Source organism: Sphingomonas sp. Y38-1Y (genome assembly GCF_032391395.1).
Classification (GTDB): Bacteria; Pseudomonadota; Alphaproteobacteria; order Sphingomonadales; family Sphingomonadaceae; genus Sphingomonas.
The window spans coordinates 3352217-3365006 of record NZ_CP135916.1 but is presented as its reverse complement, the minus strand read 5'-3'; the positions used below and the strand labels follow the sequence as shown (position 1 = coordinate 3365006).

General features: G+C 68.1%; 12 protein-coding genes. 6 read left to right on the top strand and 6 right to left on the bottom strand.

The genetic code is table 11. The annotated features are described in order from the left end of the window. Positions 1 to 127 precede the first annotated feature (127 nt). The 3 genes from pobA to RS883_RS15915 all read right to left on the bottom strand — a co-directional run bounded on the left by pobA (position 128) and on the right by RS883_RS15915 (position 3605). Complete coding sequence (gene pobA / locus RS883_RS15925; protein WP_315761164.1) at positions 128 to 1297, bottom strand: 4-hydroxybenzoate 3-monooxygenase; 1170 nt, start codon at positions 1295 to 1297, stop codon at positions 128 to 130. After that, complete coding sequence (locus tag RS883_RS15920) at positions 1294 to 2319, bottom strand: amidohydrolase family protein (protein ID WP_315761163.1); 1026 nt, start codon at positions 2317 to 2319, stop codon at positions 1294 to 1296. Before RS883_RS15920 ends, pobA begins: the two co-directional genes overlap by 4 nt. Positions 2320 to 2393: 74 nt before the next feature. Beyond that, positions 2394 to 3605: a LysR family transcriptional regulator gene (locus tag RS883_RS15915; protein WP_315761162.1), complete on the bottom strand. Its 1212-nt coding sequence runs from the start codon at positions 3603 to 3605 to the stop codon at positions 2394 to 2396. A 103-nt stretch (positions 3606 to 3708) separates the two neighbouring features. On the opposite strand from RS883_RS15915, the gene ligK reads away from it, so the two are divergent. The 3 genes from ligK to RS883_RS15900 are packed head-to-tail and all read left to right on the top strand — an operon-like array spanning position 3709 to position 6300. Next, the gene (gene ligK / locus RS883_RS15910; RefSeq protein ID WP_315761161.1) at positions 3709 to 4380 is read left to right on the top strand and encodes a 4-carboxy-4-hydroxy-2-oxoadipate aldolase/oxaloacetate decarboxylase; all 672 of its coding nucleotides are present in this window, start codon (positions 3709 to 3711) and stop codon (positions 4378 to 4380) included. After that, positions 4373 to 5428, top strand: coding sequence for a 4-oxalomesaconate tautomerase (locus tag RS883_RS15905; protein WP_315761160.1), 1056 nt, complete (start codon positions 4373 to 4375; stop codon positions 5426 to 5428). Before ligK ends, RS883_RS15905 begins: the two co-directional genes overlap by 8 nt. Further along, entirely contained in the window at positions 5425 to 6300 is an 876-nt protein-coding gene (locus RS883_RS15900; protein ID WP_315761159.1) for an amidohydrolase family protein, read from the top strand. The genes RS883_RS15905 and RS883_RS15900 overlap by 4 nt, the downstream gene beginning before the upstream one ends. A 204-nt stretch (positions 6301 to 6504) precedes the next feature. On the opposite strand, the gene RS883_RS15895 is transcribed toward RS883_RS15900, so the two are convergent. Beyond that, positions 6505 to 8142 (bottom strand): M28 family metallopeptidase, encoded by a 1638-nt coding sequence (locus tag RS883_RS15895; RefSeq protein ID WP_409977359.1) that lies wholly within the window; start codon positions 8140 to 8142, stop codon positions 6505 to 6507. 129 nt (positions 8143 to 8271) lie between these two features. Between RS883_RS15895 and RS883_RS15890 the strand changes: the two genes are divergently transcribed. Further along, the gene (locus tag RS883_RS15890; protein WP_315761157.1) at positions 8272 to 10245 is read left to right on the top strand and encodes a S9 family peptidase; all 1974 of its coding nucleotides are present in this window, start codon (positions 8272 to 8274) and stop codon (positions 10243 to 10245) included. 142 nt (positions 10246 to 10387) lie between these two features. Here the strand turns inward: RS883_RS15890 and rpsD are convergent, their stop codons facing one another. Beyond that, on the bottom strand, positions 10388 to 11002 hold the full coding sequence (rpsD, locus tag RS883_RS15885; protein WP_315761156.1) for a 30S ribosomal protein S4: 615 nt from the start codon (positions 11000 to 11002) through the stop codon (positions 10388 to 10390). A 185-nt stretch (positions 11003 to 11187) separates the two neighbouring features. Then, positions 11188 to 11412 carry a hypothetical protein gene (locus RS883_RS15880; RefSeq protein ID WP_315761155.1) on the bottom strand — a complete coding sequence of 75 codons (225 nt, stop codon included), beginning with the start codon at positions 11410 to 11412 and terminating at the stop codon, positions 11188 to 11190. A 97-nt stretch (positions 11413 to 11509) separates the two neighbouring features. Between RS883_RS15880 and RS883_RS15875 the strand changes: the two genes are divergently transcribed. Together RS883_RS15875 and RS883_RS15870 are read left to right on the top strand one after the other, a co-directional pair. Then, positions 11510 to 11644, top strand: a complete 135-nt coding sequence (locus RS883_RS15875; RefSeq protein WP_315761154.1) for a DUF2256 domain-containing protein — start codon at positions 11510 to 11512, stop codon at positions 11642 to 11644. Positions 11645 to 11751: 107 nt separating this feature from the next. Beyond that, positions 11752 to 12768, top strand: coding sequence for an eCIS core domain-containing protein (locus RS883_RS15870; RefSeq protein ID WP_315761153.1), 1017 nt, complete (start codon positions 11752 to 11754; stop codon positions 12766 to 12768). Positions 12769 to 12790 lie beyond the last annotated feature (22 nt).

Below are 12790 nucleotides of genomic sequence, written 5' to 3'. Positions count from 1 at the left end.
AGTCCGGGGTGACGATAGTGGGGAGTTGCGTGCCGCCGGAACGTCATCCCGGGCTTGACCCGGGATTCCGCTGCATTTCGCCGCCAGAAGAAGCGGGACCCCGGATCATGTCCGGGGTGACGATATTTCAAAGCGGCAACCCGATGTAATTCTCCGCGATCGCCGTTCGCGCGGCTTCCGACCGGGCGATATAGTCGAGTTCCGCCACCTGGATGCGGCGGTCGAAGTCGGTCTGGCCGGGGAAGCGGTGCATCAGCGTCGTCAGCTGCCAGCTGAACCGCTCCGCCTTCCACACGCGAGCGAGCGCGCGGTCGGAATAGCCGGCGACGGCATCGTTGTCGGCGCGCTTGAAATAGCCCGTCAGCGCCTCCGCGAGATAGGCGACGTCCGAGGCGGCGAGGTTGAGACCCTTTGCCCCCGTCGGCGGGACGATGTGCGCGCTGTCGCCGGCGAGGAACAGCGAACCGTGGCGCATCGGCTCGAACACGAAGGAGCGGAGCGGCGCGATCGACTTCTCGATCGAGGGGCCGCGGGTCACGCGCCCGCCCGCCTCCGGCCCCAGCCGGACGATCAGCTCGTCCCAGAAGCGTTCGTCCGACCAGTCCTCGACCTTCTCGTCGAGCGCGACCTGGACATAGTATCGGCTGCGCGTCTCCGACCGCATCGAGGCGAGCGCAAAGCCGCGGTCGTGGTTGGCGTAGATGAGCTCGTGGTCGCAGGGCGGCACGTCGGCGAGCACGCCCAGCCAGCCGAACGGATAGACCTTTTCATACGCGCGCGCGACGCTGGCCGGGATCGCCTTTCGCGAGGGGCCGTGGAAGCCGTCGCAGCCGACGACGAAGCGCGCGTCCAGCCGCTGCTCGGCGCCGTCCTTGGTGAAGGTCAGGTAAGGCGCGTCGCTCTCGATCTCGTGCAGCGCGACGTCGCCGGCCTCGTAGATCACCTCGACCCCGCGGTCGGCGGCGGCGGCCATCAGGTCGCGCGTCACTTCGGTCTGGCCATAGACGGTGACGTTGTGGCCGGTCAGGCCCTTGACGTCGATGCGGATCAGCCGCTCGCCATCGGCCAGCGCGAAGCCGTCATGCGGCAGCCCCTCGGCATTCAGCCGCTCGTCCAGGCCCAGCCGGTGGAGCAGGTCTGTCGTGGTCCGCTCGAGCACGCCGGCGCGGATGCGGCCGAGGACATAGTCGGGGCTCGCCCGCTCGACGATGGTGACGGCGATGCCCTCGGCGCGGAGCAGATGGCCGAGCAGCAGCCCGGCGGGACCGGCGCCGACGATCGCGATTTCTGTCTTCACAGCCCGCGACCCTTCAGGATCGCGTCGAGGCGCGGGAAGACGCGGCGGGCATTGCCCTCGAAGATCGCGTGGCGTGTCTCGTTGCTGACGTCGAGCGCGTCGACATAGCGTTTGGTGTCGTCGAAATACTGGCCCGTCTCCGGGTCGATTCCGCGCACCGCGCCCACCATCTCGGACCCGAACAGGATGTTCTTCGAATCGATCACCTTGGCGAGCAGGTCGACGCCCGGCTGGTGATAGACGCAGGTGTCGAAGAACACGTTGTTCATGACGTGATCGGCGAGCGCCGGCTTCTTGAGCATGTCGGCCAGGCCACGATAGCGACCCCAGTGATAGGGCACCGCGCCGCCGCCATGCGGGATGATGAAGCGGAGGGTGGGGAAGTCCTTGAACAGGTCGCCCTCGATCAGCTGCATGAACGCGATCGTGTCGGCGGCGATGTAGAAGGCGCCGGTCGCGTGCATCGCGGGATTGCAGCTGCCCGACACGTGGATCATCGCCGGCACGTCCAGTTCGACCATCGCTTCGTAGAAGGGATACCAGGCGCGGTCGGTCAGCGGCGGATGGCGGAAGTGACCGCCGCCGGGATCGGGATTGAGGTTGCAGCCGATGAAGCCGAGTTCGTTCACGCAGCGCCTGAGCTCGGCGATCGAGCCCTCGAGGCCGGCCTCCGGCGATTGAGGCAGCATGCAGACGCCGGCGAACACCTCCGGATAGAGGCCGACGACGCGCGCGATCAGGTCGTTGCAGGCGCGGCTCCAGGCGACCGAAACGCCCTCGTCGCCGACATGGTGCGCCATCGCCGATGCGCGCGGGCTGAAGATCGTCATGTCGGCGCCGCGCTCGCGGATCAGGCGAAGCTGGTTCTGCTCGATCGTCTCGCGGATCTCGTCGTCGCTGATCGTCGGATAGGGGGGCGGAGCCTCGCCCGACTTGAACGCCGCCTTCTGCGCCTCGCGCCATTGATTATGCGGCTCGGGCGCCGTCGTGTAGTGGCCGTGGCAATCGATGACGAGCGTCACGCGAACCTCTCCTTTTTGGACGGTCCGCCTCTGCCCCGCGTGGCCTCGACCCGCCAATCGGTTGCGCCGCCGCTCTATTGGTTTGGCGAAAGCGTGCGCGATTGCGCAAGGTCGCGCAGCAGCGCGATGAAGCGCGCCTGTGCGCCGGTCGGGTGCCAGGCGGCGCGCGTCGTCACGCCGATCACGCGGGTGCTGTCCGGCACATCGGCGATGCGCGTGAGCACGCCCGCCTGCACCTCGACCCACAATTGCTCGGGCGAGAGGAGGGTGAGGTAATCGCCCTCGAGCATCAAATTGCGGAGCATCATCACCGACCCGCACTCGATCGCGACGGGGGGAAGGGGGTGGTTGGCGAACAGCCCCTCCCACAGCGAGCGCAGCGGCGTGCCCGCGCGCGGGACCAGCCACGGCTGGCGCGCGAGTGCTGCGGCGTCGGGCGCAGTGCCGGCGAGGGGATGCCCGGTACGGCCGAAGATCGCGAGCCGGTCGACGAGCAAAGCTTCCTGCGCGATGTCGGGGCCGGGCACGGGATCGCGGATCGCGCCGACGAGCAGGTCGAACTCGCCATCGCGCAGCGGCTCCAGCAGCTCGGCATGCGATCCCTCCGCCACGTCGAAGGCGACACCGGGCTCGGCCGCGTGAAAGCGGGCGATCGCGGTCGGGAGCAGCCAGGCGCGGGCGAGCGGCATCGCGCCGATCGCGATGCGGCCCTCGTCCCGTCCCTCGATCGCGGCGATCTCCTCGATTGCGGCGCGAAGTTCATTGAGCGCGAGGCGGCAGGCGCGGGCGAGGCGGACGCCCGCCGCGGTCAGGGCGACGCCGCGCCCGCGCCGCTCCACCAGGGTCGTGCCGCAGATCCGCTCGATATCGCGGATCGCACGATGGATGGCGGGCTGCGACACGCCGGTCGTGGCGGCGGCGGCGACATAGCTGCCGCCCCGCGCCATCGCGACGAGCGCGCGAAGCTGGGCCATGGTGAGGAGCAGGTCGGCGCGCGCAAAGCCGCGAGTGCCGCGGCGAAGGCCCTTCATCGCTTCGGCAAGCAGCCGCTGCACCGCCTCGACCCGGCGGCCGAGCGCGAGGCCGGCGGGGGTCGGCGTCATCCCGTCGGGGCGGCGCGTGAACAGCGAGGTGCGCAGCGCCGCCTCCAGCCGCGCGATCCCCTGCGTCAGCGCGGGCTGCGACAGGCTGACCGCCTGCGCCGCGGCGATCACCGTGCCCGTCTCGATCACCGCCAGGGCGGCCCGCAGATGGCGTAGATTGAGGTCGTGGACGTGGCCGCTCATGATCGGACATAAAAGAAACTTATGCCGCGATGGCAATTCAGAATTGTGGCGTTTGCCACGGATCGGCCACAGCGGGACATCGAACGAACAAGGAGCGGATCGGATGGGCGTCGTCGTGCAGAATATCGAGCGCGCGGATCTGTCGGTGATCGACGGCCTGGCCGCGGCGGGCGTGGCGACGGTGCACGAGGCGCAGGGCCGCACCGGGCTGATGGCGCCGCACATACGCCCGATCTATTCGGGCGCACGGATCGCCGGTTCCGCGGTGACGATCTCGGCGCCGCCGGGCGACAATTGGATGGTGCATGTCGCGATCGAGCAATTGCGCGAGGGCGACATCCTGGTGCTCAGCCCGACCAGTCCGTGCACCGACGGCTATTTCGGCGACCTGCTCGCGACCTCGGCGATGGCGCGGGGGTGCCGGGGGCTGGTGATCGACGCCGGCGTTCGCGACGTGCGCGACCTGACCGCGATGGGCTTTCCCGTCTGGTCGAAGGCGGTGCATGCGCAGGGGACGGTCAAGGCTGTGCTCGGATCGGTCAACGTGCCGGTCGTGGCGGCGAACGCGCTGGTCAATCCGGGCGACGTGATCGTCGCCGACGACGACGGCGTGTGCATCGTCCCCCGCGCCGATGCGGCTTCGGTGCTGGAAAAGGCGCAGGCGCGGGAAGCGGCCGAGGAAGCCAAGCGCGTGCGGCTGGCCGCGGGCGAACTCGGCCTCGACATCTACGACATGCGCGGCAAGCTCGAGGCGATGGGGCTGAAATATGTCTAACGGCATTCGCTGCATGTGGATGCGCGGGGGCACGTCGAAGGGTGGGTATTTCCTCAAGGACGACCTCCCCTCCGATATCGCCGGGCGCGACACATTCCTGCTCCGCATTATGGGCTCGCCCGATCCGCGGCAGATCGACGGGATGGGCGGCGCCGATCCGCTGACTTCGAAGGTCGCGGTGGTGTCGAAATCGGCGCGTAAGGGCGTCGACGTCGATTACCTGTTCCTTCAGGTCTTCGTCGACAAGGCGGTCGTCACTGATCAGCAGAATTGCGGCAACATCCTCGCCGGCATCGGCCCCTTCGCGATCGAGCGCGGGCTGGTCGAGGCGGTGGATGGTGAGACGCGCGTCGGCATCTTCATGGAGAATACCGGCCAGATCGCCGTCGCCACGGTGCAGACGCCGGGCGGCCGCGTCACCTATGCCGGCGAGGCGGCGATCGACGGCGTGCCGGGGACCGCAGCGCCGGTGCCGCTCGAGTTTCGCGACACCGCCGGATCGACCTGTGGCGCGCTGCTGCCGAGCGGCAATGCGGTCGACGAGGTCGAGGGCGTCCGCGTGACGCTGATTGATAACGGCATGCCGTGCGTGGTGATGAAGGCCGAGGATGTCGGCGTCACCGGATACGAGGATCGCGACACGCTCGACGCCGACGAGGCGCTGAAGGCGCGGATCGAGAAGATCCGGCTGGCGGTCGGCGAGCGGATGAACCTGGGCGACGTAACCGACAAGTCGGTGCCCAAGATGATGCTCGTCGCCCCGCCGAAGAATGGCGGCGCGGTGACGGTGCGCAGCTTCATCCCGCACCGCGCGCACGCGACGATCGGCGTGCTCGGCGCCGTCAGCGTGGCGACCGCCTGCCTGCTGCCCGGCACCCCCGCCGCCGAAGTGGCGCAGGCGGGCGAGGGCGATCGCCGCACGCTGTCGGTCGAGCATCCGACCGGCGAGATGAGCGTCGTGATCGAGCTGGACGGCGACGGGCAGGTCGCGACCGCCGCGCTGCTCCGCACCGCGCGCAAATTGATGGACGGAGAGGTGTTCGCGTGACCCAAGAGCGCATCGTCAGCTGGCATCCAGACCCCTCCGTGCCGCGCTTCACACCGCCCCCGGGCGCGGTCGACGCGCATTGCCACGTGTTTGGGCCGGCCGACCGCTTCCCCTTCTCGGCCAAGGCCAAGTATCTGCCAGCCGATGCGGGGCCGGACATGCTGTTCGCCTTGCGCGACCGGCTCGGCTTCGAGCGCAACGTCATCGTCCAAGCGAGCTGCCACGGCACCGACAATGCCGCGACGCTGAACGCGATCGCCGCCTCGAACGGGCGGGCGCGTGGCGTGGCGGTGGTCGATCCGGCGATCACCGATGCAGAGCTCGAGGCGCTGCACGCGGGCGGCATCCGCGGCGTCCGCTTCAACTTCCTGAAGCGGCTAGTCGACGACGCGCCCAAGGACAAGTTCCTGGAGGTGGCACGCCGCATCCAGCCGCTCGGCTGGCACGTCGTCATCTATTTCGAAGCGGATATCCTGGCGGAACTACGCCCGTTCCTCGACGCGATCCCGACGCTGATCGTCGTCGACCACATGGGCCGGCCAGACGTGCGCCTGGGACCGGACGGTGCCGACCTGCGCGCCTTCCGCGGACTGCTCGATGCGCGCGAGGACATCTGGTTCAAGGCAACCTGTCCCGACCGGCTCGATCCGGCAGGGCCGCCCTGGGACGCCTTCGCGGAGGCGGTGGCGCCGCTGGTGGCGGACTATCCGACGCGCGTGCTGTGGGGGACGGACTGGCCGCACCCCAACATGCAGGACGCGGTGCCGGACGACGGCGCGCTGGTCGACATGATCCCGCGGATCGCGCCGACGGCGGAGCTGCAGCAGGCGATGCTGGTGGACAATCCGATGCGGCTGTACTGGGGGGATTGAGGCGGCGGCTGTCATCGCCCCCCCTTGCCGTTCGTCCTGAGTAGCGATCGAGTAGCCGCGCGGCGGCGTAGCGAGAGCGCGTATCGAAGGACGTTGGCGAGCGGAACCGTGCTTCGATACGAGCCCTCGATACGCTCCTAGCGGAGCTACTCGGTCTCTACTCAGCACGAACGGTGAGGGAGGGCCGCGGCAGGCGAGTAGATCCTACTTCGCCCCCGCCCGGCTCTTGTCGCGGATCGCCCTGAACTCGTCGCCCGACTTCCAGTTCGGCCAGTCGGTGCTGCTCGCCAGTGCCCGCCCGACCGCGGCATAGAGGTCCAGGTCGCGCTGCACGCCGTCGTAGTTCCAGTTCGGGTCGAACTCGTCCTTCGGCCCGTGATACGCGTTCTTCTCATACGCCTCGGCATAGGCCTTGCCCGCTGCCTTGCCGCCCTCGACCAGGTCGTCGCCACCGTCGAAATAGAGCATCGGCACGCCGTGCTTGGCCAGGCTGAAATGGTCCGAGCGATAGTAGAAGCCCTTTTCCGGCGTCGGTTCGGGGCTAGCGACGCGGCCCTGCGCGGCGAGCGCGCGGGTAAGGACGTCGTCGAGGTCCGACTTGCCATAGCCGACGACGACGACGTTCCTGGCCGGCCCCGCCATCGACAGCGCATCCATGTTGACGCCGCCCACCGTCTTGGCGTGCGGGAAGATCGGGTTCTTGCCGTAATAGTCGCTGCCGAGCAGGCCCGATTCCTCGCCCGTCACCGCCAGGAACACCTGGCTGCGCGGGGTCGCGCCCTGCTTTACTTGGGCGCGGGCGATCGCGATCAGCGCGGCGGTGCCGGTCGCGTTGTCGATCGCACCGTTGCAGATGTCGTCGCCGTCGGGCGCCGCCTCGCACCGTCCCAGATGGTCCCAATGCGCGGTGTAGAGCACGACCTCGTCGGGCGCGCGCGTGCCGGGAAGGATGCCGACGACATTCTTCGACTGGTGGCGGCGGACCTGCATGTCGAAGCCGACATTGGCCTTCACGCCGGTCAGCGGCACCGCCTTGAACCCCTTCACCTTGGCCGCGGCGGCAAGGCGATCGAAGTCCTGGCCCGCGCGCGCGAACAGCGCTTTGGCCTGATCAAGCTGGATCCAGCCGATCGCACCGCTCTGGTCGGCGCCGTCATTCTTGGAGGCCGCGACCTGCTGTGCGCCGGTCCAGCTCGACTGGACGACGTTCCAGCCATAGGCGGCGGGAGCGGTCTGATGGACGATCAGCGCGGCGGCGGCACCCTGGCGCGCGGCCTCCTCGAACTTGTAGGTCCAGCGGCCGTAATAGGTCATCGCCCGCCCGCCGAACGGGCCGTTCAGGTCCGTCGCCTCCCAGTCGGGATCGTTGACAAGGATGACGACCGTCTTCCCCTTCACGTCAAGCCCGGCATAGTCGTTCCACCCGCGCTCCGGCGCGTTGATGCCATAGCCGACGAACACGACGTCCGAGTTCCGGACGTCGACGCGCGGCGTCACGCGATAGCTGCCGACGACCATCTGCGGGCCATAGGCGAGGGACTGGGTCGCGCCCGTGCCGCCGGTGAAGGTGAGCGGGGTCACGTTCTTCGCGGTCAGTTCGACCATCGGCACGTCCTGGAACCAGGACCCCTTGTTGCCGGGCTGGAGCCCCGCGGCGGCGAATTGCTCGGTCAGATAGGCAAGCGTCTTCTCCTCGCCCGCGGTGCCCGGCGCCCGGCCTTCGAACGCGTCCGACGACAGCGTCTTCACCGCCTCGCGAAAGGGTTCGATCGGCACCGTCTGCGCGGCGGCGGGGCTCGCCAGGACAAGGGCGAGCAGGGGGAGGGCAAAGCGGCGCATCATCGGCCTTTCAACGCAAAGAGAATGGCAGGAGCTTTGCACCCCCGACGATGAACGGCAAGCAACGCGGCTTGTCTTGGTTCCCGCGCTGCGCCAACCTGCTGATGGGGAACAGTTTGGGGGGTAGCTTGGATGCGTAAGACGATGTTGGCCGGCGCGGCAATGGCTGCGCTGGCGGTGAGCACGGGCGCCGCGCACGCACAGGCCGATAAGCTCGCGGCCGCATTCGGCGCGCGGGAGGATGTCGAGCAGGCGAGTCTGTCGCCTGACGGGACGAAGCTTGCCTTCATTCGTCCGACCGGCGGGCAGGGCGCTGCGATCATGACCCTCGACCTGACAAAGCCCGATGCGCAGCCGGTCGGGATCGGGGTCGTCGACGGCAAGCCCGAACGGTTGTCGGGATGCCGCTGGGTCGGCGCGTCGCGGCTGATGTGCACCATCTATGGCATCGTGCGGGTGGATGGCGAAATCGCGTACAGCTCGCGGATCATCGCACTGGATGCCGATGGCAAGCGGGTGAAGGGCATGCCGATGCCGCGCGGCTTCGGCGTGGCGCTGTCCAGCGGGTCGATCGTCGACTGGAACCCGGGCGTCGAGAACAGCGTCCTGATGATGCGGCAGCAGCTTGCCTCGGCAGAGACGGGCACCTGGATCGGCGACAGCCAGAGCGGCTTTCGTATCGATCGGGTCGACACCGTGACGTTGAAGACCACGATGGTCGAACGCGCCGATGCCAAGGTGCGCGAGTATCTGAGCGACGGGCAGGGGCACATCCGCGTCATCGGCCGCTCCGACGTCGACAATGCGAGCGGCTATGACAAGCCAGGCCGCCGCTATTTCTATCGCACCGCCGACGCCAAGGCGTGGCAGCCGCTCAGCATCGTAATGCCCGATGGGCTCGGCTTCGATCCATATGGCGTCGATGCGGCCACCAACGTCGCCTACGGCCTAAAGCGGGCCAATGGCCGGCTTGCCGCCTACAGCATGGCGCTGGACGGAACGGGCAAGGAAACGCTCGTCTTCGCGCATCCGGAAGTCGACGTCGCCGGCTTTGCCCGGATCGGCCGCAAGGGACGCATCGTCGGCGTGACCTATGTCACCGACCGGCAGCAGGTGAAGTATTTCGATCCCGAACTCGAGAAGCTGGGGGCCAGCCTGGCAAAGGCGCTGCCGCAGACGCCGCTGATCCGCTTCATCGATTCGAGCGAGGACGAGAACCTGATGCTGTTGTGGGCAGGTGCCGACAACAGCCCCGGCCGCTATTACCTGTTCGACCGCAAGGCGCGGAAGCTGGACGGCTTGCTCGACGACCGTCCGCACTTGGACGGTATCAAGCTCGCGACGATGCGGCACGTCACCTATCCCGCGGCCGACGGCACCAGGATCCCCGGCTACCTCACGCTGCCGCCGGGCAAGGACAGCGCGCGCGGACTGCCGGCGCTGGTGATGCCGCATGGCGGGCCAGGCGCGCGCGACGAGTGGGGCTTCGACTGGCTGGCGCAATATTTCTCGAGCCAGGGCTATGCCGTGCTCCAGCCCAACTTCCGCGGTTCGACCGGTTATGGCGATACCTGGTTCCAGAAGAACGGGTTCCAGGGCTGGCGTGTCGCGATCGGCGATGTCGGCGACGCCGGGCGCTGGCTCGTCAAGGAAGGCGCCGATGCCGGGCGGCTGGGCGTGTTCGGCTGGTCCTATGGCGGTTATGCCGCGCTTCAGTCGCAGGTCGTCGATCCCGACCTGTTCAAGGCGGTCGTCGCGGTCGCGCCCGTCACCGATCTCGATCGTCTGCGCGGCGAGGGCGAGATGTTCTCCAACTACAAGATCATGCGCGAGTTCATCGGTACGGGCGCGCACCTGGTCGAAGGATCGCCGGCGCGTCATCCGGAGCGATTCAAGGCGCCGGTGCTGATGTTCCACGGCGACCTCGACCGCAATGTGGGCGTCGCGCAGGCGAAGCTGATGCAGTCCAAGCTGGTCGGCGCGGGCAAGAAGAGCGAGCTCGTCGTCTATGACGGGCTCGACCATTATCTGGAGGACGGCTCGATCCGCGCGTCGATGTTGGCGAAGGCGAGCGCCTTCCTGAGCGCGGCGATGCCGGCGAAGTAGACGCGAAAAGGGGCGGCTTCCGCGAGGGAAGCCACCCCTTTTTTCGTGAGCGCCGCGGCGGAGCCGCGTCGTCGGACGGTGCCTTTCGGCACCGCCGGCCGCTCGCGCTGCTATCGCGGCGCAGCTTCGCTGCGCCGTCGGATCAGCGCGAGTAGAACTCGACGACCAAGTTCGGTTCCATCTTCACCGGATAAGGGACCTCGTCCAGCGTGGGCACGCGCGTGAAGGTGACTGCCGCGTTGCCGTCGGGCGTGACATAATCGGGGATGTCGCGCTCGGACAGGCTCTGCGCCTCGAGCACCAGCGCCATCTCCTTGGCCTTGTCGCCCAGCGAGATCACCTCGCCCGGCTTCACGCGGCGCGAGGCGATGTTGCACTTCACGCCGTTGACGCGGATGTGGCCGTGGTTGACGATCTGACGCGCGGCCCAGATGGTCGGCGCGAACTTGGCGCGATAGACGATCGCGTCCAGGCGCTGCTCGAGCAGGCCGATCAGGTTCTGGCTGGTGTCGCCCTTCATGCGCGACGCCTCGGTATAGGCCGCCTTGAACTGCTTCTCGGTGACGTCGCCGTAATAGCCCTTGAGCTTCTGCTTGGCGCGCAGCTGGATGCCGAAGTCCGACACCTTGCCCTTGCGGCGCTGACCATGCTGGCCCGGGCCGTACTCGCGCTTGTTGACCGGGCTCTTGGGACGACCCCAGATGTTCTCGCCCATCCGGCGGTCGAGCTTGTACTTGGCGCTGGAGCGCTTCGACATCGTGATATCCTTGCAAATTGCCAACAACGTTGACCCTGAGCGGGAAGCCCGAAAGGCGTACCGATCATGATCGCGGTCCCGGTCATCGCCCAGCGCATGCGCCAGGGCCGCCGCTTCACCGGGGTGCGGGGCCTATTGCGAAGGTGGCGCGGCTAGCGTGCGCGAGCCGCGAAGTCAAGGCGTGGTCAGCGCTGGCCCTGCATCTGGCTCATGCCGCGCGTCTGGTCGGCGTTGAGCGCCGCGTCGCTATCCCATTCCGCCTGCGTCTTGCAGACCGGCTTCGAGCGAAGCCGCGAGCCGGTGTTTGCCCGGCCCTTGCAGATCTTCTTGGCCGGTTCGGCCTTTGTTACCGGGGCTGGGGCGGGCTGAGTCTGGGGCAGGGCGGCGACGAGGAGCAGGGCGGTGAGCATCGGGAAACTCCGGCTGGTTGGCGCCGATATGCCGCACAAATGCCGCTGGGACAATCACATGCAGGCAACCCAGTCGATCGGATGACGTTGTCGCGGCGTGGCGCACAAGAAGCTGTCCCTTCCGACCAAGATCTGCCAGGCGTGCGGGCGACCTTTTGCTTGGCGCAAGAAGTGGGCGCGCAACTGGGACGAGGTCAAGTTCTGCTCCGACCGCTGCCGCAAGGCGCGGTGATCGATCCGCGCACCTCCTGGTCGGCAGACGCAGCGCCCTAATCGATGCGATTATGCCGTCCGGGCGCCGCACCCGCTATTCTTCCCCGATCCGACGAGGAGAGTAGCATGTTGGCTTCGGAGATCACCCGCACGACGTCCGCCGTCACGACCGCGCCCGAGGCCGCTGCGCCGCCGCCCGAGGCGATGACGCTGGGAAGCGCGCTCCAGACGCAGGCGATGGTCGATCCGGCGGGTGCCGCCGCCGCCTATCGCACGGCGCAATCGTCGCTGTCGCCGGTCGAGCAGGGGGTGCTCGCGCGTACCGCGCCGACCGCTGCGTCGTTCGCCGCGTTCGACTTCGACATTCCCGGCATTCCGGGACTGCCGGACCTTCCCGACCTGCCATCGCTGCCCGGCCTGCCGCGCAACTTCCCGGACCTGCCGGGCTTGCCCGGGCTTCCCTCGCTGCCCGGCCTGCCCTCCTTTCCGGGACTACCGTCCTTCCCCGACCTTCCGGGTCTTCCCGACATCCCCAATCCGCTCGACATCCTCAAGCGCGGGGCGGAGGCGGTGCGCGACAAGCTGGCCGATCTGCCGCACGAAGTCGCCGACAAGGTCGCGGACTCGATGCGCGGCGACAAGGCGCGAGAGCTGACCGCCGATGAGAAGGCGTTCGTCCAGGAAGCGTTCGGGGGCCGCGTGAACCTCGACGACGTGCGCTTCGTCGACGGGCCCGGCAACTCGCCGATCGCGCGGGCGGCGTTCGCCAACGGCAATCCGGCGATCACCATTGGCGACACCGTCTATTTCAAGCCCGGCCATTTCTCGAAGGACTTCACCGACACCGCGGCGGGCCGGAACCTCCTCAACCACGAACTGACGCACGTCGTCCAGTACGAGGAGCTCGGCTTCGGCGGGTTCGGCGCGCGCTATGGCAAGGAGTTCGCGCAGGCCGGCGGCGATGCCGACAAGCTGTACGACTATGCCTCCCGCGACACCGTGTTCGATACCGAGACGCTGGAGGGACAGGCGCAGATGGTCGGCGACTATGCCGAAATCCGCCACTCGACCAATCCCGCCGATCAGGCCAAGATCGCCGATCTGGAGCGGCGACTGGAGGGTACCGGCATCTATGGTTTGTAGGCGAGCGGACCGGGGAGGGCGC